The sequence below is a fragment of the Microbacterium sp. PAMC21962 genome (genome assembly GCF_019443465.1).
Lineage (GTDB): Bacteria > Actinomycetota > Actinomycetes > Actinomycetales > Microbacteriaceae > Microbacterium > Microbacterium hominis.
This window is the reverse complement of sequence record NZ_CP080381.1, coordinates 3,106,407-3,130,509: the sequence shown is the minus strand read 5'-3', so window position 1 is coordinate 3,130,509 and position 24,103 is coordinate 3,106,407. Positions and strand designations below refer to the sequence as shown.

Sequence of the window (24,103 nt, the reverse complement as noted above, 5' to 3'; positions counted from 1 at the left end):
AAACCGGCGGGGGTCAGACGAGCGACTGCTTCCAGGCGCTGTGCAGCTGGGCGAACTTGCCCGTGCCGGCGATCAGCTCCGCCGGGGTGTCGTCCTCGATGATGCGGCCGTGCTCCATCACGAGCACCCGGTCGGCGATCGACACGGTCGACAGCCGGTGGGCGATGATGATCGCGGTACGATCGGCCAGCAGCGTCTGCAGCGCCGACTGGATCTGACGCTCGCTCGGGATGTCGAGCGACGCCGTAGCCTCGTCCAGGATGAGCACCGCGGGATCGGCGAGGAACGCGCGGGCGAACGAGATCAGCTGACGCTGTCCGGCCGACACCCGGCCGCCGCGCTTGTTGACGTCGGTGTCGTACCCGTCGGGCAGCCGCTCGATGAACGTGTCGGCGCCCACCGCGCGGGCCGCAGCCCGGATCTCCTCGAACGTCGCGTCGGGCTTGCCGAGCGCGATGTTGTCGGCGACGGTGCCGCTGAACAGGTACGCCTCCTGCGTCACCATCACGATCGCGCGACGGAGGTCCTTCGGATGCAGCGACCGCAGGTCGACGCCGTCGAGCATGACCGCGCCGTGCGACGGGTCGTAGAACCGCGACACGAGCTTCGCGAGCGTCGACTTGCCGGCGCCCGTCGTGCCGACCAGGGCGATCGTCTGCCCGGCGGGGATGTCGAGCGAGAAGTGCGGCAGGATCGTGCGGTCGTCCGCGTAGCCGAACACGACGTCGCGGAACTCCACGTGACCGGACGCCTTCCAGAGGTCGACCGGACGCACGGGGTCGGGAACGGTCGGCTCCTCCTCCAGCACGCCCGACACCTTCTCCAGCGCGGCCGTGGCCGACTGGTAGGAGTTCAGGAACATGGCGACTTCCTGCAGCGGCGAGAAGAAGTTCCGCACGTACAGGACGGCGGCCAGCAGGGTGCCCACGAGCAGGGTCCCGTCGACCACCCGCAGACCGCCCCAGAGGAGCACGCCCGCGACGGCGAAGGCCGAGACCGCCATCATCCCCGGCTCGAACGTGCCGAACAGCCGAAGCGAGCGCATGTTGACGTCGCGGTACTGTCCCGACAGGTCGCCGAACTCCTCGTCGTTGCGAGGCTCCTTGCGGAAGGCCTTCACGGCGCGGATGCCGGTCATCGTCTCGACGAACTTCACGATCACCTTGGCGCTGACCACGCGCGACTCCCGGTATGCACGCTGCGAGTTGCGGTAGAACCAGCGCATCAGCAGGTACAGCGGGATGCCCGCGACGGCGAGGATGACGCCCGACTGCCAGTCCAGCAGCAGCAGCGCGATCAGCGTGAACGCGCCGTAGAGCACGCCCGAGACGAGCTCGTTGAGCCCGCCGTCGAGCAGCTCGCGGATGGAGTCGAGGTCGCTCGTCTGGCGCGAGATGATGCGGCCCGACGTGTACGACTCGTGGAACTCCAGGCTGAGCCGCTGGGTGTGCAGGAAGATGCGGGTGCGCAGGTCGAGCATGACCGCCTGCGTCAGCCGCGCGGCCACGACCGCGTACCAGCCGATGAGCGCCGCCCCGCCGATGCCGGCGAGGAGGTAGACGGCGACGATGACGATCGTCGGCATCCAGTCGGCATCCTGCATGGCCTGCGGCAGCGCCGTGTTCAGGCCGTACGCGATCAGCGCGGGGCCCGCGACGCGCAGCGCCGTGGAGACGACGAGCACGGCCAGCGCCAGCACGAGCTGCCACCGCAGCGGGTCGACGAGCGAGCCCAGCAGGCGCAGCGAGCGCTGGCGGATCGAGCGCGACTCGGCGCGCGTGTAGTCCGAGCGGTCTTCACCGGTGGTGCCGGCGACGGACGCCGTGCCTCCCGTTGAGCTCATCGGTTCACCTCCGTCTCCCGCAAGCGGGTGTTCTGTTCCTCGGCGTCTTCCAGACTCGAGATGACGTGCCGGTAGTGTTCGCTCGTGCGCAGCAGCTCGGCGTGGGTGCCGACGGCCGTGATGCGGCCCTCCTCCAGGAGCGCGACCCGATCGGCGAGCATCACGGTCGACGGCCGATGGGCGATGACGAGCGTCGTGGTGTCGGCCATGACCTCGCGGAGGGCGTCCTCGACGAGCGCCTCGGTGTCGACGTCGAGCGCCGACAGGGGGTCGTCGAGCACCAGCACGGCCGGGCGGGCCGCGATGGCCCGGGCGAGCGCGAGCCGCTGGCGCTGTCCACCGGACAGCGACAGCCCCTCCTCGCCGATGATCGTGTCGACCCCGTCGGGCAGGTCCTCGACGAAGCCGGCCTGCGCGACGGCGAGCGCTTCGCGCAGCACCGCCTCGGCCTCGGGGCTTCCCGCGGCCAGGTCCTCGCGGCCGAGCAGCACGTTCTCGCGCACCGTCTGCGAGAAGAGCGTCGAGTCCTCGAACGCCATCCCCACATGCGTGCGCAGCTCCGTGAGGGTGAGGTCGCGGACGTCCACGCCGTCGACCGTCACGCGTCCGCCGGTCACGTCGTACAGGCGGGCCGGCAGCGTCGTGAGCGTCGTCTTGCCCGAACCGGTGAGGCCGACGAGGGCCATGGTCTCCCCCGGCACGAGCGTCAGGTCGATGCCGTCGAGGAGGTCGCGCTCGCCGTCCCCGGCATCCTGGTAGCGGAAGTGGACGCCCTCGAACGCGAGCGCGCCGCGCGACGAGCCCAGCACGACGGGGGCCGCGGCGTCGGTGATCGTGTTCTCCTCGTCGAAGACCTCGAAGATGCGATCGCTCGCCGTGCGCGCGTCGAGCAGGAACGAGAAGAGGAAGCCGATCGACTCCATGGGCCAGCGGAGCACCGTCGCCATGGCGAAGAAGGCCACGAGCTCGGCGATCGACAGCTGGCCGAGCTGCTGCAGCACGATGCCGACGCCGAGGCACAGGGCGAACGCGATCTCGGGCAGCAGCACCAGCCAGAACCAGATCCAGCCGACGGCGCGCGCCTTGCTCAGCTCGGTCTCGCGCAGCGTCTCGGCCTGCCGGGTGAACTTCTGCAGGGCGTGCTTCCCCCGCCCGAAGGCCTTCAGCACGCGGATGCCGTGCACGCTCTCCTCGACGCTGGTCGCGAGGTCGCCGGCCTGGTCCTGGCTCTGGCGCGCGAGGGTGCCGTACGTCTTCTCGAACCGGTAGCCGGCGTACCAGAGGGGGGCGCACACGATGAGGAAGGTGACGCCGAGCGCCCAGTGCCACCGGAAGAGCAGCGCCATGCCGACGAGGATGGTCAGCAGGTTGACGACCAGCAGCACGATGCCGAAGGCCATCCAGCGGCGCAGCATGCTGATGTCCTGCATCATGCGCGACAGCAGCTGGCCCGACTGCCACCGGTCGTGGAACGCGACCGGCAGGCGCTGCAGCCGCTCGTAGAAGCTCGTGCGCAGGTCGTACTCGACCTTGGTCGACGGCGCCAGCACGAACCAGCGCCGCAGCCACACCATGACGGCCTCGAGCAGGCCGAGCACGAGGATGATCGCGGCGCCCCAGACGAGCTGGCTGCGGTCGCCGGCGCTGGAGGCACCGGCGGCGATCGGGCCCTGCACGAGCACTTCGAGCACGAGCGGGATCGACAGGGCGAGCAGGCTCGCGACGAGGGCGCTGACGGCGCCCAGGATCAGGCGCGGCAGGACGGGTTTGGCGAAGGGGTACAGCCGGGCGAGGGCGCGGACGGTGGACAGGCGCTCGACGGGCTCGAGGTGCTCGGAGGAGGAGGTCATGATCCTTGCGAAGGGGTGGAGCGGATGCCGAGGTCACGGGTCGGCGATGAGTGACGGAGGGCGCACAGCGGCGCGGCAGGACGAGACGGGGCCCTGTCGGAGAGAACGCGCGGCGGGACGATGCCGCCGAAGGAGGAGGCGCGGCGCGTTATCCCCGGCCGACTCCGGCGGCCTCGAACGCGCGCGGGGCGACGGCCGAGGGACGGAGGAAGGCGGGCTTCGTGGTGACGATGGCCGTGGACATGGCTTCCTCCAAGGAGTCGGTGAACGGGGACCGCGCGCCGCCCGTGCGGCGACAGGGGCGCGACAGCCCTCCAGCCTATGCCGACCTCTCGCCCCGCCGCAAGGGCGGTCTTCCGATCAGGCCGCGGACTCGCGGGCGAGCAGGGCCCGCTTCACATCCAGGCCCCACGCGAAACCGCCGAGGGCGCCGCCGGTGCGCAGCACGCGGTGGCACGGCACGAACAGGGCGGGAGCGTTGCGGGCGCAGATGGATGCCGCGGCGCGCACGGCGCTCGGGCGGCCCAGAGCGGCCGCGAACTCCGCATAGGTGAGCGGGCTGCCCGGGGCGATGCGGCGCAGCGCCGCCCAGCCGTCGAGCTGCAGGGCGGTGCCGGTCTGCGCGACGGCCACCTCGTCGATGGCCGCGAGGTCGCCGTCGTAATAGGCGGCGACCGCGGCCGCGGCATCCGTCCGTCCCTCTCGCACGTCGCTCGGCGGCGAGGCCAGCCGGTGCAGCACGTCCGCCGGCTCGGCGGTCCACCCGCTGGCCAGGACGCGGCCGCGGTCGTCGGCGAGCAGCGTGAACGGGCCGTCCGGCGTGTCGACCGTCTGCAGGGTGGCGCTGTGGCGGGTGGCGGTCATGGGGTGCTCCGTTCGGGGGATGTGCGGGCCGGGCCGGGCGCGGCCGTGGGAACCGACGCCCGCCACAGGTGGGCGGTCAGGTAGCTGCGCCAGGGGGCGGCCCGCGTGGCCCAGGCGTCGTAGCCGCGGGGGTCGGAGGGGATGCCGACGGCTGCGGCGCCCGCGCGGACCGCGACGTCTCCCGGCAGCGTGATGTCGGGATCGCCGAGCACGCGCATGCGCACGTAGTCGGCGGTCCACGGCCCGATGCCGGGGCGGGCGAGCAGCGCCGCACGTTGCTCGGCGCCGTCGTCACCGGTCGTGAGCTCGAGCGTGCCGTCGGCCAGCGCGGCCGCGGCCGCGGTCACCGCCCGGATGCGCGCCGCGGGGCCGCGCAGCACATCGGCGCCGTGCTCGGCGATGGCCGCCATCGTCGGGAACAGGCGGTCCATGCCGTCGTGCGCATCGACGCGTTCTCCCAATGCCGCCGTGAGCGCGGTGAGCGCCGTGCGCGCCGCCGCGACCGAGATCTGCTGGCCGATCATGGCGCGGATGAGCATCTCGTGCGGGTCTGCGGCGCCCGGCACGCGGATGCCGGGGACGGCCCCGACCAGCGGGGCGATGGCGTCATGGGCGGACAGGGCCGCATCGATCGCGAGAGGGTCGGCGTCGAGGTCGAACAGCCGACGCACGCGCGCGACGAGCACGGGCAGGTCGGCGAGGTGGGTGAGCCGGGCGCTGAGACGCACCCTCCCGGCGTCGTCGAGACGGATCGCGAACCAGACCGGACCGCCCGCCAGACGCAGTACGCGCGCGAACGAGTCGGCACCGGCCGTCTCGATGCCGTCGACGGCGCGCGCCCGCATCCAGGCGAAGAGGCCGGAGGCGTCGAGCGGGCCGCGATGCGGCAGCAACAGATCGATCGTTCCGGCGGCGGGCACGCCGGCCGCCGCCGTGGGCCGGCGGGCGCGCAGGGCGCTCGGCGTCAGCCCGAAGACCTCCCGGACGGTGTCGTTGAACTGGCGCACGCTCGCGAATCCGGCCGAGAAGGCGACGTCCGCGGCGGCGAGATCCGTCGACACCAGGAGCAGGCGTGCCGTGTGGGCGCGCTGGGCGCGTGCGAGCGCGAGAGGGCCGGCGCCCAGCTCGGCCGTCAGCAGCCGGGTGAGATGGCGCGGCGAGTAGCCGAGCCGGCGCGCGAGCCCGGGCACCCCCTCCCGTTCGACGATCCCCTCCGCGATCAGCCGCATCGCGCGGCCCGCGACGTCGCCGCGCAGGTCCCATTCGGGGGAGCCGGGCGCCGCTTCGGGCAGGCACCGCTTGCACGCCCGGTATCCGGCCTCGTGCGCCGCGGCGGAGGTCGGATAGAAGGTGACGTTCGCCGCCTTCGGCGTGCGCGCCGGGCAGCTCGGACGGCAGTAGATCCCGGTCGAGCGCACCGCCGTCACGAACTGGCCGTCGAAGCGCGCGTCCCGCGCGTCGATCGCGCGATAGCGTTCGTCGAACGTCATCGCGGCGGAGGCGTCGACGGGGCTCATGCGACTAGCCTGACACGCCCCCGTACCCCCGGCTCGCGGAAATCGGACACGGCAGCGACGGCAGCGCCGGCCGCCCCGCCGCCGGGCGCGCGGGATCAGGCCGGCGCGACGCCGGCACGGCCGCCGGCGGCGCGGGCCGCCTGGGCCCGCCGCAGCTCGAGGTCGGCTCCGAGCTCGGACGCGAAGACGGGATGGGCGCGGATGATCCGGGCGATGAGCTCGGCGGGCAGCACGAGCACCGTCGTGGATGCCGTGGCGACGGCGGTCACGAGAGCCGGCTCGCGCGTCACCGCGGCGGTTCCCACGAACTCCCCGTCGCGGAGGTCGCCGCAGGCGACCTCGCCGCGCGGCGTCGGAGCGGTCAGCCGCGCCGCGCCCTCGACGAGGTAGCTCACCGCGGACGGCACGACCCCCGCACGACCCAGGTACTCCCCCGGCGCGTACTGCTCCACCCGGCACGCACTGAGCGCCGCTTCGTGCAGCTCCGCATCGAGGTGGAGGGCGCGCGCGACGTCGTCGACCACCGTGCGGAGCCGGTTCTCGGTCGCGGCCGTATCGGGTGCGACCTTGTCGAGGGCGAGTCCATGTCGCCGTGCGGCGTACCACAGGCGTCCGAGAAAGGCCGCGACGGTCTCGTCCGACTGGCTCGGCGCGGCGACCGGGATCTCCACGGTGTAGGCGCCGGCGCCGCCGTACTGCACGCCGGAGGGGACCTCCGCCAGCCTCATCGGCAGATCGTCGGCGGTGCTGCGCAGCAGCGCCGCCACCTCGTGCGGCGCATCGCCCGGCGCGAACACGACGGGGACGACGACGGTGAACGGCCCGGCCGGTCGACTCAGATTGCGAAAGGACGCCCCGGCGAGCGTCGCGTTGGGGATCACCTGGAGTCCCGAGCCGGTGTCGATGTGAAGAGCACGCCAGTTGACTTCGACCACCCGGCCCGCCGCCCCGCCGGTGTCGATCCAGTCGCCGAGCTTGAACGGCTGCTCGAACAGCACCAGCAGGCCCGAGACGATGCCCCCGGCGGCGTTCTGCAGGGCGAGGCCCACGATGATGGACGTGACGCCCAGGGTCGCGATCAAGCCCTCGATGTCGGCGTTCCAGACGACCTGGAAGAGGATCGCGAGCCCGACCACGACGAGCACGAGCCGCACGATCTCCACGAAGATCGTCGGCACGCGCTCCCGCCAGGTGCCTTCGCGCGCGGACGAGAAGAGGGCGACGTTGAGACCGCTCAGCAGGAGCAGGATCAGCAGGAAGCCGAGGAGCGTGCCGACGATCCTCACCCAGATGAGGTCCTGATCCGACCGTGTCGCGAACGCGAGCAGGGCGACGAGGGCCGCCACCGGGACGACCGCGTTGCGCAGGAGGAGCAACGGCCGCACGGCCGGGTTCCGACGCCGACGGAGCACGCCGATGATCTCGGTGAGCGCCACGAGGACCAGCGGAACGCCGACGGCGAGCGCGGCGGCCCACCACACCCACCCCTCGGCGAGCACGGGGATCATTCCGTGACCCGCCAGACCGCGCTCGTCCGCCCGGAGGCGTCCACGGCACCCACCTCGGTGAACTCCCAGAGGCCGTGGACCCGGTCGTGCACCGCGTCGCTGACGTACACACCCGGCGCATCCACGGCGCGTCGGACGCGGCTGGCGAGGTCGACGGCGTCACCCCAGAGGTCGTAGGCGAGGCTCGAACGGGCGACGAGGCCGCTCGTCACCGCGCCGGTGTCGACACCGGCGCGAAGCTCCAGACGCGATCCGGTGCGCTCGTTGAACCGTCGGACGTGCGTGTGCATCTCGAGGGCGAACTCGACGGCCCGACGCGCGTTGTCCACGCGCGGGATCGTCAGCCCGCAGCTGGCGAGGTAGCCGCCGCGAAGGGTGCGCACCGACTCCACGCCGACGCGCTCCGCCGCCTCCTCGAAGCCGCGCATGAGCTCGTTGAGCGCGTGGGTCTCCTGCTGACCGTCGAGCGCGCGGGAGAAGTCGTCGACACCCATCAACTCCGCATACACGACGGCCACGTCCTCGTGCTGCTCCGCGATCGTCTGCTCGCCCTCGCGGTAGCGCGCCGCGAGACTGTCCGGCATGAGGGTGCGCAGAAGGCGCTCGTTCTCCTCGCGCTGGCGGTCGATGAGATCCTGCTTGATCTGCAGGCCCGCGGCCATCTCGTTGAAGTCGCGCGACAGCTCGCCCATCTCGTCGGCCCCGCCGACCGCCACCCGCACACCGTAGTCGCCACCGGCCACGCGGCGAACCGCCTCCGCGAGCCGGCGCAGCGGCGCGGTGAACGCCTGCGCAAGCAGCAGCGACAGCACACTGATGACGAGAGTCAGCCCCAGCACCGACAGCAGCAGCGTGCGGGTGAAGTCGGCGACCGGCGCGAACGCTTCGGACGTCTCCATCCGAGCCACCACGACCCAGTCGAGTCCTTCGATGTTCGCCGGCCCGTAGGCGGTGATGCTCTCCGCGCCGATGTACTGCCCCGAGATCATCGTTCCCGACTGCCCCGCCAGCGCACGGCGCACGGGCTCCTGGTCCACGCTCTGCAGGATCGTCGAGTCGCCGACCTCGACGATGCGCTCGGCATCCGCGGCGGAGGTCCCGTTCTCGATCACCCCCTGGGCGTACGTCGTCGGCGAGGCGATCAGCTCTCGCGAGTTCGACCGCATGAGGCCGTCTGTACCGGCGAGGTACACCTCGCCGGTGTCGCCCAGACCCTGGGTCGTCCACTGCTGGTACCCGGTGGTGACGTCGTTGATCCACGACACGGGGATCTGCAGGGCCATCGCCCCGGTGACACCGGACTCGTCGCCGATGGGAGAGACGACCCACATCGTCGCCGCACCCTGCGCCGGGGCCCACGACTCGATGTCCGTCGTCACGACGGTGTCGACCGAGTTGGTCGCCATCGCCTTCCGGTAGCCCTCGGCGAGTCTGCTGTCGCGGAACGGGCCCTCGTCGAGGCTCGTCCCGAGCGCGGGAGTGTTGTACGTGCTGAAGACCACATCCGCGTCGAGGTTCATCACCAGCACATCCTGGTAGCCGACCGTCTCGACGAGATTCGCGAAGTAGCCCTGCGCGGATGCGTGCGCCGCGCTGTAGGCGCTGCCGTCGCCCGGATCCTTCAGCTCGAGGGATGCCGAGGACCCGCCGCCCTGCCGCGTGTACCAGTACTGCAGGTAGGCGCCGGCGGCACTGTCCGGGAGGAACGCGGCATCCGTGTACTGCTCGCCCGTCCGCTTCTCCAGCCCCGGGAGGAAGGAGCCGCGGTAGTAGTCCTCCACGGCCGCACGCTCCGCCGGCGTCACCGTCGCGGACGCCAGCGCCGCCCACCCCGCGTTCAGGGCGATCGACGCCTCGCGGGCACTGGAGTTGTCGGTCGCGAGCGACGCCTCTCGCTGGATCTCGCCGATCAGCGCGGAGACCTCACCGGCGCGCAGCTCGCGCGCGGCGGTCAGCTTGTCGATGATCGCGTCCTGGAGGGAGTCGCGGCCACTGATGTAGCCGATCGTGCCGACGACGCCGGCCGAGACGATGCCCACCGCCAACAGCATGATCAGCAGACGCGACTGCACGCTCAGCCGCCTGCGCGGGCGCCGTTCCCGATCTCCGACATGTCCCACGCTCGCACCCGACATGCGCATTCCCTCCCCAAGTTCCCTCACTCTAGCGGCCGGCCGCGGCGCCGCCGCGACGGCGCCGGCCACCGGCGAGACCGCGGCGTCACAAGCCGTCCGGTCGGGGCGAGAGCCACCGGGCACCGTACGCCCGAAGCGACTCCCGCCGCTGCGGGTCGATCAGGAACACATCGATCCCGCCGTCGTACGGCGCGAGCAGCCACGCGAGGTGCGGCATCGCGATCACGACATGGGCGTCGCCCGTCGCCGCGAGCTCGAGCAGCAGGTCCGCGCGGTCACGGCGCACAGCGGTGTCTGCCCAGAAGTACCCGACCGTGTCGCCCGTCGTGGGATCGGGGGGCAGCCCCCGCCGCCAGGCCCGTCGCGCCGGCAGTGCCGCCGCGCTCCACCCGGCCGCCCCGTCGGGCGCGCCCCAGTCCTCGGCGATCGCGACCAGACCGGCGGAGGGCTCCCCGCGCAGGAGGTACGAGAGCACCTCCTGCTGCCGACGACGCACTTCCGCGCGATCGTCCTCGTCGGCCGCCGGCCGCGCGCCGTCCGGCAGGGTGTGGAACCGAAGCCAGCGATCGGGATACGCGCGTCGGAGCGCATCCCCGGCGGGCTCGGCGTCTGCCCAGAGGTCACCCCACGTCGCGGTCAAGGAGGCCAGCTCGCTGGCGTCGTCGGCGCCGTCGAAGCTGCCCGTCGGTCTGTCGATGATCATCGCCCCGCCCTTCCTCGCCCGCCCGCACACGCGTGCACGACGCGAACCCGCCGCGCCGCGGGCCTCCATCCTCCCACCGGACGAGTCCGACGCGCCCGGCGCGTGCCGCCCCCGTCACCCCGCGCGGGCTCACGGGGTCGTGCGCGGGCGACGCAGCACCCCGGCCGCGCCGATGCCGGCGCCGATCAGGAGCACGGCGGAGGTCATCACGGCGGTGTGGAAGCCGTCGGATGCGCTGGCACCGGTCAGGGCGACGGCGCCGAGAAGGGCGGTTCCGAACCCGCCGCCGAGATCGTACGAGATCTCCTCCAGTGCGGCGGCTCCACCGACCTCGTGCACGCCGGCGGAGGAGATGATGAGGTCGTTGGCGGCGACGGCGGAGATCTCGATGCTGAGCCCGGCCAGCGCCGTCGACACCGCGAACACGGCGAGGTCGAGGGGTTCGCCCCAGAGCGCCAGCGCTGCCAACGCCCCGCCGGCGAGGACGAAGGTGGCGGTGAGGGCCGTGCGATGTCCCCATCGCCGGAGGACCCGCGGCGAGAGGAACGCGCCGACGATGGTCGCCAGCGCCAGCGGCACGAGGGCGACGGCGGCGTGCAACGGAGTGAGCCCGCGTTCGAGCTGCAGGTAGCGGGCGAACTGCAGCTCCAGCCCGACGAGGGCGAACATCGCCACGGCGATGGCGGCGAGGCCCGCGGAGAAAGCCGTGTTGCGAAACAGCGCGACGTCGAGCATGGGCTGCTCGCCGCGGCGTCGGAGCCGTCGCTGTCGGGCGACGAAGGTCCACCCCGACGCGACCGCGACCAGCATCCCGCCGATGAAGACCTCGACGTGGTGCTCGGCCAGGCTGTTCGCGGCGACGGCCGCCGTCAGCACCGCGGCGATCGCGAGGCCCTGGCTGCCCAGGTCGGCGCTGCCCGGGCGGTCGGACCGCGACTCCGTCACCCAGACGGCGGCCGCGACGACGACGAGGCCGCCGAGCGGCACGTTGATGAGGAACACCCCACCCCACCAGCTGTGCTCGACGATGAACCCGCCGACGACGGGCCCCGCCGCGGCGGCGGCGGCGGAGGACATCGACCAGATCGCCACGGCACGCACCCGCCGCTCCCGATCCGGATAGGCGACGCGCAGCAGCGACATCGTGGGCGGAAGCACCGCGGCGGCGCCGACGGCCATGACCACGCGCGCCGCGATGAGCGCGGCGGGCGTCCACGCGAAAGCTCCGAGAGCGGAGCCGAGGATGAACACGCTCATCCCGGCCATCAGGAACAGCCGACGCCCGTACCGATCGCTGAGCACGCCGGCCGACAGCAGCAGCGGTGCGATCACGAACGGGAAGGCATCGATGATCCACAGCAGCTCCGCGTCGTCCGCGTGCAGCTCGCGAGCGATGGTCGGGGCGGCGACGTGCAGCACGGTGACGTCGATCGAGATGAGCGCGAGCGCTCCGCAGACGGTCGCGAGCACGCGCCGCGCTTCGCGCGCGGACGGGCTCCGCCCCTCGCGGACGTGCGCCCCGACGTCTTCCATGACACCCATGGTGGCCGGACGCGGCGCGAATCGCGAGAACGGATCCGATCGATTCGGAGCCGCGTCGGCAGGCGGTGCCGGCAGACGGAGGCGGCGCCGCTCAGTGGAAGAAGTGGCGCTCCCCCGTGAAGAACATCGTCACCCCGGCCGCCCGAGCCGCGTCGACCACTTCCTGGTCGCGCACCGAGCCGCCCGGCTGCACGATGGTGCGGATGCCGGCGTCGATGAGCACCTGCGGACCGTCGGCGAACGGGAAGAACGCGTCGGATGCGGCGACCGAGCCGGCCGCGCGGTCGCCGGCGCGCTCGACGGCCAGGCGGCACGAGTCGACCCGGTTGACCTGGCCCATGCCGATGCCGACCGTCGCGAGGCCCTGGGCCAGCACGATGGCGTTCGACTTCACGGCGCGGCAGGCCTTCCACGCGAAGATGAGGTTCTCCATCTCCTCGGGGCTGTCGGGACGCTCACCGGAGACGAGCTCCCAGTTCTTCGCGACCGACTCGATGTCGTCCGGGAAGCGGTCCGCGTCCTGCAGCAGCAGTCCGCCCGACAGCAGCCGGACGTCCATGGGCTCCTGGCGCCAGTCGGCCGGCAGGCGCAGCACGCGCAGGTTCTTCTTGAGCTTGAAGACCTCCAGCGCCTCGGGCTCGAAGTCGGGGGCGACGATCACCTCGGTGAAGATGTCGCGCAGGTTCTCCGCCATCTTCAGCGTGACCGTGCGGTTGGCCGCGATCACGCCGCCGAACGCCGAGACCGGGTCGCACTCGTGGGCGCGCAGGTGCGCCGACGCGATGGGATCCAGCGCGTTGGGCGCCGCCACCGCGATGCCGCACGGGTTGGCGTGCTTGATGATCGCGACGGCGGGCTTGACCATGTCGAACGCGGCACGCAGCGCCGCATCGGCGTCGACGTAGTTGTTGTACGACATCTCCTTGCCCTGCAGCTGCTCCGCCTGCGCGATGCCGTGGGCACCGGCACGCGTGTAGATCGCGGCGCGCTGGTGCGAGTTCTCCCCGTAGCGCAGGGTCGCCAGGCGCTCGGCCTTGATGGTCAGGTGCTGCGGCAGCTCGCCCTCGGCCTCGAGGGTCTCCTCGGCGAACCACGTCGCCACCGCCCGGTCGTAGGCCGCCGTGTGGGCGAACGCGCGCGCGGCGAGCTCCCGCCGCTGCGCGAGCGAGGTGCCGCCGGCATCCAGCGCCTCGACGATCGCAGGATACGACTCGGGCGAGACGGCGATCGCGACGTTGGCGTAGTTCTTGGCAGAGGCGCGCACCATCGCCGGGCCGCCGATGTCGATCTGCTCGACGACGGCGTCGCCGACGGCGCCCGAGGCGACCGTCTCCACGAACGGGTAGAGGTTCACGACGACGAGCTCGAAGGGCAGGATGCCGAGGGCTCCCAGCTGCTCCTCGTGGTCTTCGAGGCGGAGGTCGGCCAGCAGCCCCGCGTGCACGCTCGGGTGGAGCGTCTTCACGCGGCCGCCGAGCGACTCCGGGAACCCGGTGACCTCCGCCACGTCCTTGACCGCGATGCCGGCGTCGCGCAGCAGCGCGGCCGATCCGCCGGTCGACACGATCTCGACGCCGGCGGCATCCAGCGCCTGGGCCAGCGGCAGCAGACCGGTCTTGTCGCTCACGGAGATGAGCGCGCGCCGCACGGGGACGAGGTCACGGGATCGGTAGAGGGCGGGATCGACGGCAGGACCGGCCATGCAGGGCTCCAGTGTTCGGTGTGGATCGGGTTCGGATCTGTCAGGACGAGGGGACCGCGGAGAGCTCGAGCTCCCCGCGGGCGATGGCGCGGACGACATCGATGAGCAGCCGCCGCTCGACCGGCTTGATGCGCTCGTGGAGCGTGTGCTCGGTGTCGTCGGGCAGGACGGCGACGCGCTCCTGCGCGAGGATCGGGCCCGTGTCCACGCCGTTGTCGACGACGATGACGCTGGCGCCGGTCTGCGCGACGCCGGCCGCGAGCGCGTCGCGCACGCCGTGTGCCCCCGGGAACTCCGGCAGGAAGGCGGGATGCGTGTTGATGAGCCGCGGCGACCACGCGTCGACGACGGCGGCCGGAAGCAGCCGCATCAGTCCGCTGAGCACCACGAGGTCGGGGTTCCAGACGCGGAGCTGACGGTCGAGCTCCTCCCCCCAGTGCTCGCGGGTCTCGAACTCGCGGAAGGGCACGAGGAAGGTGGGGATGCCGAAAGCCTCCGCGTGGGCGAAGCCGTCGGCCTGGCGGTCCGCCCCGACGACGACGACGCGCGCGGGGAAATCGGGGTCGGCGGCGGCCTCGAGGAGGGCCCGGAGATTGGAGCCGGTGCCCGAGATGAGAACGGCGACCGTCAGCACCCGGTCAGTCTACCGGCGCGACGGCGGCCTCTCGGGAGCGGGCCGGCGAGAACAGCGCGATGGCGGCGCCGACCGCGACCTCGACGCCCACCGTGAACGCGAACGGGCCGGCCGCGGGACCGACCTCGTCGAGGCGTCCGGGGCCGATCGCCCCCGAGGCGCAGGCCGCGAGCAGGGCCGCGGCGGCCGCGGCGAGGACGACCACGGCGACCAGCACCGCCAGCCGCACCGGTGCGGAGTCGGAGCCGGAGGCGGCGACCCCGTCGGCGGCGAGGCGCGCCCGCGCCGCCGCGCCGGCCACGAACCCGATGCCGACGACGAGGAGCACGAGGGCGAACAGCCACGGCGTCGAGCCCTCCGGGACCAGACCCAGCACGGGCAGGCCGGGCACCACGCCCAGTGTCGTGCCGGCCGGCGAGACCGCGGTGCCCGCACCGACGGCGAAGCCCGGACCGGCCGCGAACGCGGCGCCCCAGACGATCAGCGTGGGCAGATAGGCCAGCTGCCCCAGGGCGAGCACGCCGCCGCCGACCGCGTCGACGTGTGCCGCCTCGAACAGCGAGACGACCTGACCGCCGCGCGCGATCGCCGCGACGGCGACCAGCAGCGCGCCGACGGCGACGAGTCCCGTCACCGCGATGCCGGTGCCGCGGGCGGATGCCGCGACGGCGGCGACCCACGGATGCCCCCGGCGCGGGTCGGCGCCGTCGATCCGGTCCCGCACGGCATCCACGAGTCCGTCGTCGCCGCCGCGCCACGCCTCGACGAGGGCGCCGAGCAGTGCGGGGACGGCGAAGACCAGCGTCGGCAGCAGGAGCGCCTGCCAGCCGTAGACCGCCGCGACCGGGGTGCGCGAGGTCGCCCACAGCGCGGCCGCCAGCAGCAGGGTGACCCCCGATCCCGCGGCGACGCCGACGGGCCACGACCCGGAGCGCGCCGCCCGGATGCCCGAGCGCGCCGCGAACACGGCGGTGAAGGTCGCGAGCGCGAGCGGGGCGAGGGAGACGACGAAGGTCGCCGCCTGGGCGGGGATGCCGGCCGCGACGAGGTACTCGTCTCCCAGCACGACGTGCAGCGGAACGAAGTGGCCCAGCTGCCAGATGCGCACGGCCGCGGGCCACAGCGCGCCCCAGTCCGCCGTCCCGCCGAGCCCCACGACCCAGAAGACGGTGAGGGGTGCCAAGACGACGGCGACGCCGACGGCCGCCGCGATGAGGGCATCGACGGCGGAGAGGAGGAGGACGAGCAGGCGGTTCATGCGCGTTCGACCCTACCCACCCCGACCATGTGCGTCGGGTGGACGCGCGGGATGCCGGGACGGCGGCATCCACTACGGTTCTGGATGGAGGATCCATGCCCGCTACACCCTCGTCCGCCGCCCGCCCCACCCCCGCCGAGCCCACCGGCGCACTCGACCGCTTCTTCGAGATCACCCGACGAGGCTCCACGATCGGCGGTGAGATCCGCGGCGGACTGGTCACCTTCGTGACGATGGCCTACATCGTCATCCTGAATCCGATCATCCTGTCGGGCAAGGCCGACATCGCCGGCAACGAGCTCGCGTTCTCCGCCGTGGGGGCCGCCACGGCGCTGACCGCCGGCGTCATGACGATCCTCTTCGGCCTCATCACCCGGCTGCCGTTCGCGTTCGCGGCCGGGCTCGGCATCAACGCGTTCCTCGCCTTCAGCGTCATCCACGAGGTGACGTGGCCCGAGGCGATGGCCCTCGTGATGATCAACGGCGTCATCATCGTGCTGCTGGCGGCGACGGGGCTGCGAAAGCTCATCTTCGACGCCGTCCCGGTGCAGCTGAAGCTCGCGATCACGGTCGCGATCGGCCTGTTCATCGCGTTCATCGGGTTCGTAAACTCGGGCTTCGTCACGGCGACGGGCTCGAACTCCCCGCCCGTCGGGCTCGGCATCGGCGGCTCGGTCGCGTCGGTGCCGACGCTGATGTTCGTGCTGACGCTGCTGGCCACCGGCGTGCTGGTGGCCCGCAAGGTCAAGGGCGGGATGCTGATCGGCCTCGTGGGCGGGACGGTCGTCTCGGTGATCATCGAGGCGATCTGGCACCTCGGCTCGGCGACGGATCACCCCGGGGGCTGGGGCCTGACGATCCCGGCGCTGACCGGCTCGCCGGTGAGCGTTCCCGATCTGAGCCTCCTGGGTGCGGTCGACTTCGGATTCGACGTCGGCAAGGTCGGCTTCGTGGCCCTCGTCATGCTCGTGTTCACGCTGGTGTTCTCGAACTTCTTCGACGCGATGGGCACGATGACCGGACTCGCCAAAGAGGCCGGGCTCGCCGACGAGAAGGGCGACTTCCCCCGCATCAAGTCCGCGCTCGTGGTCGAAGGCGTCGGCGCCGTCGTGGGAGGCGCGACCTCCTCATCGTCGGCCACGGTGTTCATCGAGTCGGGGTCCGGCATCGGCGAGGGCGCCCGCACGGGCCTCGCCAACGTCGTCACCGGACTCGTGTTCCTGCTGGCGATGTTCTTCACGCCCCTCACCTCGATCGTGCCGACCGAGGTCGCCGCCGCGGCCCTCGTGATCGTCGGCGCGATGATGATGGCGCAGGTCAAGCACATCGACCTCAGCGACTTCAGCGTGCTGCTGCCGGTGTTCCTGACGGTGTCGGTCATGCCGATGACGTACTCGATCGCCAACGGCATCGGCGCGGGCTTCATCAGCTGGGTGGTCGTGCGTTCGCTCTCCGGCAAGGCGCGGCAGATCAGCCCCCTGCTGTGGGTGGTCGCCGCCGGCTTCCTGATCTACTTCGCCCGCGGCCCCATCGAGCTCCTCCTGACCTGACCCCTCCCTCGCGAGCCGCTACGCCCCGGGCGAGCCGCTATCGCGCGGGCGGGCCGCCGCGTGGCGGGTCGCACGCGGGATAGCGGCTCGCGGGGATGGAGAAGGGGAAGGGGGTGGATGCTGCGGCATCCACCCCCTTGTCCTACGCGAGGCGTCAGAGCGTCTCGATGATCTCCCGCATGAGGGCGGCGGTCTCGGACGGCGTCTTGCCGACCTTGACGCCGGCGGCCTCGAGGGCCTCCTTCTTGGCCTGCGCGGTGCCCGCCGAGCCGGAGACGATCGCGCCGGCGTGGCCCATCGTCTTGCCCTCGGGAGCCGTGAAGCCCGCGACGTAGCCGACGACCGGCTTGGTGACGTTCGCCTTGATGAACTCGGCCGCGCGCTCCTCGGCGTCGCCGCCGATCTCGCCGATCATGACGATCGCCTTGGTCTCGGGGTCGGCCTCGAACGCGGCGAGCGCGTCGATGTGCGTCGTGCCGATGATGGGGTCGCCGCCGATGCCGATGGCCGTGGAGAAGCCCAGGTCGCGCAGCTCGAACATCATCTGGTAGGTCAGGGTGCCCGACTTCGACACGAGGCCGATGGGGCCCTTGCCCGTGATGTTCGCCGGCGTGATCCCCACGAGCGCCTCGCCGGGCGTGATGATGCCGGGGCAGTTCGGACCGATGATGCGGGTCTTGTTGCCCTTGCTCTTGGCGTACGCCCACGCCTCGGCGGTGTCGCCGACGGGCACGCCCTCGGTGATGACGACGAGGAGCGGGATCTCGGTGTCGATGGCCTCGACCATCGCGTCCTTCGTGAACGCCGGCGGCACGAACGCAATCGACACGTCGGCGCCGGTGGCGGCGATGGCCTCGGCGACCGACGCGAAGACGGGCAGCTCGACGGTGTTGCCGTCCTTGTCGACGTGCGAGACGGTCGTGCCGGCCTTGCGCGCGTTGACACCGCCGACGACGTTGGTGCCCGCCTTCAGCATCAGCGCGGTGTGCTTGGTGCCCTCACCGCCGGTGATGCCCTGGACGATGACCTTGGAGTCCTTGTTGAGGTAGATAGACATTTCTCTGCAGTCCTGTTCTCGTCGGCGCTCAGGCGGTGGCGGTGACGTTGGCCAGCTCGGCGGCCTTGTCGGCGCCCTCATCCATGCCCGCGGCGAGGGTCACGAGCGGGTTGTTCGCGGCGGCGAGGATGGCGCGGCCCTCCTCGACCTGGTTGCCGTCGAGGCGCACGACCAGCGGCTTGGTGGCCGCGTCGCCGAGGATCTCGAGCGCCTTGACGATGCCCTCCGCCACGGCCACGCACGAGGTGATGCCGCCGAAGACGTTGACGAACACCGACTTCACCTGCGGGTCGCCGAGGATGACGTCCAGGCCCGCGGCCATGACGGTCGCCGAGGCGCCGCCGCCGATGTCGAGGAAGTTGGCGGGCTTCACGCCGCCGTGGTTCTCGCCGGCGTAGGCGACGACGTCGAGGGTCGACATGACCAGGCCCGCGCCGTTGCCGATGATGCCGACCTGGCCGTCGAGCTTGACGTAGTTGAGGCCGGAGGCCTTGGCCTTCGCCTCGAGCGGGTCGGCCGCGTCCTTGTCCTCGAGCTCCTCGTGCTCGGGGTGGCGCACCTCGGTGGCGTTGTCGTCGAGCGACACCTTGCCGTCGAGGGCGATGATGTTGCCCGCGGCATCCTGGATGAGGGGGTTCACCTCGACGAGGGTGGCACCCTCACCGGTGTACACGTCGTAGAGCTTGACGAAGACGTCGGCGACCTTCGGCGCCAGCTCGTCGTCGAAGCCGCCGGCCTTGGCGATCTCGAGCGCCTTCGCGGCGTCGATGCCGGTCAGCGGGTCGACCTCGACCTTGGCGAGGGCCTCGGGCTTCTCGACGGCGAGCTGCTCGATCTCCATACCGCCCTCGACCGAGCACAGGCTCAGGTACGAGCGGTTGGCGCGGTCCAGCAGCACCGAGAAGTAGAACTCCTTCTCGATCTGGGCGCCCGCGGCGACCATCACGCGCTTGACGACGTGGCCCTTGATGTCCAGGCCCAGGATGGCCTTGGCGGCTTCGTACGCGTCGTCGGGGGTCTTCGCGACCTTGACGCCGCCGGCCTTGCCGCGGCCTCCGGTCTTGACCTGAGCCTTGACGACCACGACGCCGCCGAGCTTCTCGGCCGCCGCCTTCGCCTCCTCAGGAGTGTCGGCGATGATGCCGGGGAGCACCGGCACCTCGTACTTCTCGAACAGGTCTCGTGCCTGGTACTCGTACAGATCCACGTGCAATCCTTCGCTGGGCGTCAGTGGGTGTCGTGCCGAAGGGTTCTCGGTATCGGAACAAAAGTGCCGAAACAATCTCGATATCGAGAGATCGACCGATCCCCCAGCTTAGTCGACGCGCCGAAGAGCTCCGACCGCGCGGAGCCCGCCTCACTCCTCTCGCAGGTGCCCGCGATCGCCGTCGGCGCGGCGTCGCGACCGGCGCGGTTCGGTCGGCAGATCGGTCACGGCCGGCCCCTCGATCCGCGTGCCGTCAGGGGTGAAGCGCGAGGCGTGCAGCGGGCAGTCCCACGTGCAGTCCGCGTCGTTCCACGTCAGGACGCCGCCGAGGTGGGGACAGACCGCGCGCACCGCGCGGGTGCGGCCGTTCACCGTTGAGACACCGACGGGAACGCCGCCGCGGGAGGTGACGACGCCCTGGCCCTCGGGCGGGCGCGGCACGGGCGCGGAGCGTCGTTCGGCGTCGATCCAGCCGGATGCGGCGAGTCGCGCGACCTCGGCGTTCTCCCGTCCGCCGCGGGCGAGGTCGGCGGGCACCGTCAGCCGCGTGCCGAAGGTGCGCATCCAGGGCGAGCGCTCCCGCCACGGGACGTCCGTGATCTCCGCGGCGAGCCGCAGCGCGGCGGCCGGCGCGAGCGCGAGCCCCCATTTGCCGTAGCCGGTCGCGAACGAGACGCGACCGGCCCCGCGGGGCAGATGCCCGATGAAGGGGATCAGATTGTGGGACTCGTAGTCCTGGGCCGACCACCACGTGACGGGCTCCGCGCCGGGGAAGTGCGCGCGGGTCCACGAGACCAGCTCGCCGACGGCCGCACTCTCCGACGGCTCCCGCCCGACCGGGTGCCCCTCGCCGCCCACCACCAGCCGCGCACCGGCGGGCCCGTCGGAGGCGGTCACCGATCGGAGCGAGCGGGTCGGCCCGTCGACCGACAGGTACAGGCCGTCGGGGACCTCACCGGGCACCGCGAAGGCGACGGCGTAACTGCGCAGCCCGCGGGTCTTGGCGAACGTGAGGCCGCGGTCGACGATCGGCGTGCCCGTCGCCAGCACGATGTGTCCGGCCGCGATGCCACCGGCATCCGTCAGCACCCGTACCTGCGGGAACACACGCACCCCGGTGGCGCGGATGCCGGCGTGCACCGCCCCGCCCTCCGCGAGCAGGCGCACCGTCAACGCGCGCACGAGCGCATACGGATCGATCGCGACCTGGTCGTCGAGAGCGACGGCATCCACCAGCGGAAACGGCACCGCCTCCCCCGCGGGCGGACGCCCCCGCCGCACGGCGAGGCCGGCGGCGCTGGCCGCGGCGGCCTCGTCGGCGACGATCGCCGCGCCGGCGCGTCCCTGCGCGTAGGAGTACGCCGTGCGACGCGTGTACGGGACGCCTTCGGCGTCGGCGAACGCGATGATCCACGCGGCGCCCTCGCGGTTCGCGTCGACGTACGCGCGTGCCAGACCGGCCGGATGATGGGCGCGCAGGCGGGACAGCACGCTCCCCTGCAGCAGCGACAGCTTGCCGGTGTTGCCCCCGCTGGCCAGGGCGCCGGGTCCGGCGGCATCCACCACCGTCACGCTGCGCCCGGCTCGGCGCAGCAGCAGGGCGGTCACGAGGCCGGTCAGCCCCGCCCCGACGATCACGACGTCGGCGGCGCGGGGCGCACCCGCGGTCGTGGGGACGGGGTCGGCGTCACGACGCCACAGCGATTCCATGGTGCCCACGCAATCCTCCGCGACGCCCGCGGGCAACCCGCTTGACAGCGCACGTGCGAGCGGCGGGGGCGCGTTAGGCTCACGGGCATGACCGACGCAAGTCCCACCTCCGCTCGCAACGCCGTCGTCGCCGCTGCGCTGGACCTCTTCGTCGCGCAGGGGTTCGAGGCGACGTCGGTGGAGCAGATCGCGCAGGCCGCGGGGGTCTCCCGCTCGACGTTCTTCCGCCAGTTCGGAGGCAAGGACGACGTCGTCTTCAGCGACCACGACGTCCTCCTCGCGCACCTGCGCGCGTCGCTCGCGACCGGCACGCACGGCGCCGGCACGAACCCGTGGGCCGCCGCGTGCGCCGCCTCGGTCGAGGTGTTCCGCCACTTCGCGGCCGAGCCGGAGCTCGCGCGCCGCCGCTACGCGGTCGTCCGCCAGGTGCCGGCGCTGCGCGATCGGGAGATCGTGACCGTCTTCCAGTACGAGCGACTGTTCGACGACTACCTGCGCTCGGCCCTGCCCGGCCTCGACCCGATCGACGCGGTCGCGTTCTCGGCGGCCGTCACGGCGGTCCACAACCACGTTCTGCGCCGGCTCCTGCGCGGCACGGAAGACATCCCCGAGTCGGTCCTCACCGACGCCTACGACGAGCTCATGCACCGCTTCGGCGTGCATCCCGACGGCGAGCGGGCGCAGAGCGACGACGTGGTCGTCGCGACGTTCCCCCGCCGGATGCCGATGGCCGAGGTCGTCCGGCGTCTGCGCGACGAGCTCTGACCGCGCGCGCTGCCCGCCTGCGCTGCCTGCCCGCGCTGCCTGCACTGCCTGCCCGCGCGCCTGCCCGAACTGCAAGGGCTCGCGCGCGGCGCGCCGTGATCGCGGCCTCCCGAGCGGCGTGTCGCACGGCAGACCTTGCAGTTGCGGCGCGGGCGCTTTGGCGGCGCGGGATGACGGGGCGCGGGATGCCCGGGGTGGTGGTGCGGGCGCGGGATGGCGCGGGCGCGGCGCGTTTCGACTCGCTGCGCTCGCTCAACGACCGGGGGTGCACGCGGCGGCCCGCCCGAACTGCAAGGGCTCGCGCGCGGCGCGCCGTGATCGCGGCATCCCGAGCGGCGTGTCGCACGGAAGGCCTTGCAGGTGCGGCGCGGGACGCCGGCGCGGGATGGCGCGCGCGGCGCGTTTCGACTCGCTGCGCTCGCTCAACGGCCGGGTGCACGGCGGGCGGGCGGCGGGTCAGGCGGTCTCGCCGGAGGCGACCGTCTCGGCGAGCGCGTGCACGCGCGGCAGGTGGTGGGCGCCGTAGAAGTCGGCGGCCGTCAGTCGGGCGGCATCCGCCTCGTCCGCCCCCTCGTGCGCCGCGACGGCCACGACGGCCAGCGCGTGCATCCACCCGCCGGCCAGCACGCCGAGGAGCATGAGGTACGGCACGCTGACGGCGTGGGCGTCCCGCGGCGAGGAGCCGAACGCGACCATCGCCGCGGTGGCGCGACGGGCGGCATCCACGGCCCGCTCGAGCCGGTCGGCCGTGCGCGCCGCGACGTCGCCGCCGGCGGCGCGCAGGGCGTCGACCGTCCGCTCGATGTCGGCGAACAGCGCGGCCGCCGTGGCGCCCTGGTTGCGGATGACCTTGCGGCCGATGAGGTCGTTCGACTGGATCGCGGTCGTGCCCTCGTAGATCGGCATGATCCGGGCATCGCGGTAGTGCTGCGCGACGCCCGTCTCCTCGATGAAGCCCATGCCGCCGTGCACCTGGATCGCGTCGCTGGTGAGGGCCACGGCATCCTCGGTCGACCAGCCCTTCAGGATCGGCACGAAGAACTCGGCCATCGCGAGCACGTCGGCATCCTCGGTCTGCTCGGCGCGGTCGAACAGGTCGGCGACGTACACGCCGAGGGCGCGCATCGCAAACACCTGACTGCGCATCGACAGCAGCAGCCGCCGCACGTCGGGGTGCTCGGCGATGGGCGCGACCCCGTCGCGTCCCAGCACGCGCCCCTGTATGCGGTCTGCGGCATATGCGCGCGCCTGCTGCAGGGCGCGGTCCGCGATCCCCGTCGCCTGGAACCCCATGGCGATGCGTGCGGAGTTCATCATGACGAACATGCCCGCGAGCCCGCCGCCGACCTCGCCGACGAGGTAGCCGGTGGCGTCCTCGTAGGAGAGCACGCACGTCGGGCTGCCGTGGATGCCGAGCTTGTGCTCGACCGCGACGGTCGTGACGGCGTTGCGGGCACCGAGCGATCCGTCGGCGTCGACGAGGTACTTGGGGGCGACGAACAGCGACAGTCCCTTCGCGCCCTCCGGAGCGCCGGGGGTGCGCGCCAGCACGAGGTGCACGATGTTCTCGGCCACGTCGTGGTCGCCCCACGTGATGAAGATCTTCTGCCCGCGGATCGCATACGTGCCGTCGCCGCGCGGGGTCGCCGTCGTGCGGATCGCCCCCAGGTCGGTGCCGGCGGCCGGCTCGGTGAGGTTCATCGTGCCGGTCCACTGCCCCGACACCAGCTTGGTCAGGTACGTCTCGCGCAGCTCGTCGGACGCCGCGGCATCCAGGGCGTGGATCTGCCCCGCGGTCAGCAGCCAGCAGAGCGCGAAGGCCGCGTTCGACGCGTTCCAGATCTCGCCGAGGCCCGCGCGCACCGCTCCCGGGAGCCCGTCGCCCCCCGCCGAGGCCGGCGCCTCCGCGCTGACCCATCCCGCCTCGACGAACGCGGCGTAGGCCTGGGCGAAGCCCTCGGGCAGCCGGACCTGGCCGTCGACGAGGCGTGCGCCCTCGCGGTCGCCGACCGTCTGCAGCGGGGCGAGCACGGATGCCGCGAACTCCCCGGCGCCCGCCACGATGTCGGCGCCGTCCTCCGCGGTCAGCTCCCCGCCGGTGGCGCGCGCGACGATGTCGACGCCGAACGCCTCACCGAAGAGGAAGGCGTAGTCGGCGGTGGGGGCCTGGTAGTCGGCGGCCATGGGGGCTCCTCGGTTCGGGCGATACTCAGTGAGACTGCGAACCATATTAGGTGATACTGAGTGTCATCGCGAGG

The 24,103-nt window shown here is 72.4% G+C and carries 17 protein-coding genes; 2 read left to right on the top strand and 15 right to left on the bottom strand.

What is annotated here, in order from left to right:
• Positions 1-13 precede the first annotated feature (13 nt).
• From KY498_RS14695 to KY498_RS14645, 11 genes are all read right to left on the bottom strand, one after another.
• Positions 14-1,843, bottom strand: a complete 1,830-nt coding sequence (locus KY498_RS14695; RefSeq protein ID WP_101306800.1) for an ABC transporter ATP-binding protein — start codon at positions 1,841-1,843, stop codon at positions 14-16.
• The gene (locus KY498_RS14690) at positions 1,840-3,693 is read right to left on the bottom strand and encodes an ABC transporter ATP-binding protein (protein WP_061781847.1); all 1,854 of its coding nucleotides are present in this window, start codon (positions 3,691-3,693) and stop codon (positions 1,840-1,842) included. The genes KY498_RS14695 and KY498_RS14690 overlap by 4 nt, the downstream gene beginning before the upstream one ends.
• A gap of 360 nt (positions 3,694-4,053) precedes the next feature.
• Entirely contained in the window at positions 4,054-4,557 is a 504-nt protein-coding gene (locus KY498_RS14685; RefSeq protein WP_061781848.1) for a methylated-DNA--[protein]-cysteine S-methyltransferase, read from the bottom strand.
• Positions 4,554-6,074, bottom strand: coding sequence for a DNA-3-methyladenine glycosylase 2 family protein (locus KY498_RS14680; protein WP_191009012.1), 1,521 nt, complete (start codon positions 6,072-6,074; stop codon positions 4,554-4,556). The genes KY498_RS14685 and KY498_RS14680 overlap by 4 nt, the downstream gene beginning before the upstream one ends.
• 95 nt (positions 6,075-6,169) lie before the next feature.
• Entirely contained in the window at positions 6,170-7,582 is a 1,413-nt protein-coding gene (locus KY498_RS14675) for a mechanosensitive ion channel domain-containing protein (protein WP_060960730.1), read from the bottom strand.
• Entirely contained in the window at positions 7,579-9,702 is a 2,124-nt protein-coding gene (locus tag KY498_RS14670; RefSeq protein ID WP_191009013.1) for an adenylate/guanylate cyclase domain-containing protein, read from the bottom strand. Before KY498_RS14670 ends, KY498_RS14675 begins: the two co-directional genes overlap by 4 nt.
• A 100-nt stretch (positions 9,703-9,802) precedes the next feature.
• Entirely contained in the window at positions 9,803-10,420 is a 618-nt protein-coding gene (locus KY498_RS14665) for a hypothetical protein (RefSeq protein ID WP_191009014.1), read from the bottom strand.
• A 129-nt stretch (positions 10,421-10,549) separates the two neighbouring features.
• Positions 10,550-11,953 carry an MFS transporter gene (locus KY498_RS14660; protein ID WP_191009015.1) on the bottom strand — a complete coding sequence of 468 codons (1,404 nt, stop codon included), beginning with the start codon at positions 11,951-11,953 and terminating at the stop codon, positions 10,550-10,552.
• Positions 11,954-12,053: 100 nt separating this feature from the next.
• Positions 12,054-13,664: a bifunctional phosphoribosylaminoimidazolecarboxamide formyltransferase/IMP cyclohydrolase gene (gene purH, locus KY498_RS14655; RefSeq protein WP_061781852.1), complete on the bottom strand. Its 1,611-nt coding sequence runs from the start codon at positions 13,662-13,664 to the stop codon at positions 12,054-12,056.
• 40 nt (positions 13,665-13,704) lie between these two features.
• On the bottom strand, positions 13,705-14,298 hold the full coding sequence (gene purN, locus KY498_RS14650) for a phosphoribosylglycinamide formyltransferase (RefSeq protein WP_061781853.1): 594 nt from the start codon (positions 14,296-14,298) through the stop codon (positions 13,705-13,707).
• Between the two features lie 4 nt (positions 14,299-14,302).
• Positions 14,303-15,556, bottom strand: coding sequence for a DUF6350 family protein (locus tag KY498_RS14645; RefSeq protein WP_101306807.1), 1,254 nt, complete (start codon positions 15,554-15,556; stop codon positions 14,303-14,305).
• A gap of 95 nt (positions 15,557-15,651) precedes the next feature.
• Here KY498_RS14645 and KY498_RS14640 point away from each other — a divergent pair, with 95 nt between their 5' ends.
• Complete coding sequence (locus tag KY498_RS14640; RefSeq protein WP_191009016.1) at positions 15,652-17,106, top strand: NCS2 family permease; 1,455 nt, start codon at positions 15,652-15,654, stop codon at positions 17,104-17,106.
• 154 nt (positions 17,107-17,260) lie between these two features.
• On the opposite strand, the gene sucD is transcribed toward KY498_RS14640, so the two are convergent.
• The 3 genes from sucD to KY498_RS14625 all read right to left on the bottom strand — a co-directional run bounded on the left by sucD (position 17,261) and on the right by KY498_RS14625 (position 21,080).
• The gene (gene sucD / locus KY498_RS14635) at positions 17,261-18,163 is read right to left on the bottom strand and encodes a succinate--CoA ligase subunit alpha (RefSeq protein WP_060960724.1); all 903 of its coding nucleotides are present in this window, start codon (positions 18,161-18,163) and stop codon (positions 17,261-17,263) included.
• A gap of 28 nt (positions 18,164-18,191) precedes the next feature.
• Complete coding sequence (sucC, locus tag KY498_RS14630; RefSeq protein WP_191009017.1) at positions 18,192-19,370, bottom strand: ADP-forming succinate--CoA ligase subunit beta; 1,179 nt, start codon at positions 19,368-19,370, stop codon at positions 18,192-18,194.
• 150 nt (positions 19,371-19,520) lie between these two features.
• Positions 19,521-21,080: an FAD-dependent oxidoreductase gene (locus tag KY498_RS14625; RefSeq protein ID WP_191009575.1), complete on the bottom strand. Its 1,560-nt coding sequence runs from the start codon at positions 21,078-21,080 to the stop codon at positions 19,521-19,523.
• Between the two features lie 87 nt (positions 21,081-21,167).
• Here KY498_RS14625 and KY498_RS14620 point away from each other — a divergent pair, with 87 nt between their 5' ends.
• Positions 21,168-21,845, top strand: a complete 678-nt coding sequence (locus tag KY498_RS14620) for a TetR/AcrR family transcriptional regulator (protein ID WP_061781856.1) — start codon at positions 21,168-21,170, stop codon at positions 21,843-21,845.
• Between the two features lie 456 nt (positions 21,846-22,301).
• On the opposite strand, the gene KY498_RS14615 is transcribed toward KY498_RS14620, so the two are convergent.
• A complete protein-coding gene (locus KY498_RS14615) occupies positions 22,302-24,029 on the bottom strand; it encodes an acyl-CoA dehydrogenase (RefSeq protein WP_191009018.1) in 1,728 nt (575 codons plus the stop codon).
• Between the last annotated feature and the right edge of the window lie 74 nt (positions 24,030-24,103).

Coding starts and splice junctions, on each gene's coding strand:
- KY498_RS14695 (WP_101306800.1), bottom strand. CDS start 1,843: ATGAGCTCAACGGGAGGCACGGCGTCCGTCGCCGGCACCACCGGTGAA.
- KY498_RS14690 (WP_061781847.1), bottom strand. CDS start 3,693: ATGACCTCCTCCTCCGAGCACCTCGAGCCCGTCGAGCGCCTGTCCACC.
- KY498_RS14685 (WP_061781848.1), bottom strand. CDS start 4,557: ATGACCGCCACCCGCCACAGCGCCACCCTGCAGACGGTCGACACGCCG.
- KY498_RS14680 (WP_191009012.1), bottom strand. CDS start 6,074: ATGAGCCCCGTCGACGCCTCCGCCGCGATGACGTTCGACGAACGCTAT.
- KY498_RS14675 (WP_060960730.1), bottom strand. CDS start 7,582: ATGATCCCCGTGCTCGCCGAGGGGTGGGTGTGGTGGGCCGCCGCGCTC.
- KY498_RS14665 (WP_191009014.1), bottom strand. CDS start 10,420: ATGATCATCGACAGACCGACGGGCAGCTTCGACGGCGCCGACGACGCC.
- KY498_RS14660 (WP_191009015.1), bottom strand. CDS start 11,953: ATGGAAGACGTCGGGGCGCACGTCCGCGAGGGGCGGAGCCCGTCCGCG.
- purH (WP_061781852.1), bottom strand. CDS start 13,664: ATGGCCGGTCCTGCCGTCGATCCCGCCCTCTACCGATCCCGTGACCTC.
- KY498_RS14645 (WP_101306807.1), bottom strand. CDS start 15,556: ATGAACCGCCTGCTCGTCCTCCTCCTCTCCGCCGTCGATGCCCTCATC.
- KY498_RS14640 (WP_191009016.1), top strand. CDS start 15,652: ATGCCCGCTACACCCTCGTCCGCCGCCCGCCCCACCCCCGCCGAGCCC.
- sucD (WP_060960724.1), bottom strand. CDS start 18,163: ATGTCTATCTACCTCAACAAGGACTCCAAGGTCATCGTCCAGGGCATC.
- KY498_RS14625 (WP_191009575.1), bottom strand. CDS start 21,080: ATGGAATCGCTGTGGCGTCGTGACGCCGACCCCGTCCCCACGACCGCG.
- KY498_RS14620 (WP_061781856.1), top strand. CDS start 21,168: ATGACCGACGCAAGTCCCACCTCCGCTCGCAACGCCGTCGTCGCCGCT.
- KY498_RS14615 (WP_191009018.1), bottom strand. CDS start 24,029: ATGGCCGCCGACTACCAGGCCCCCACCGCCGACTACGCCTTCCTCTTC.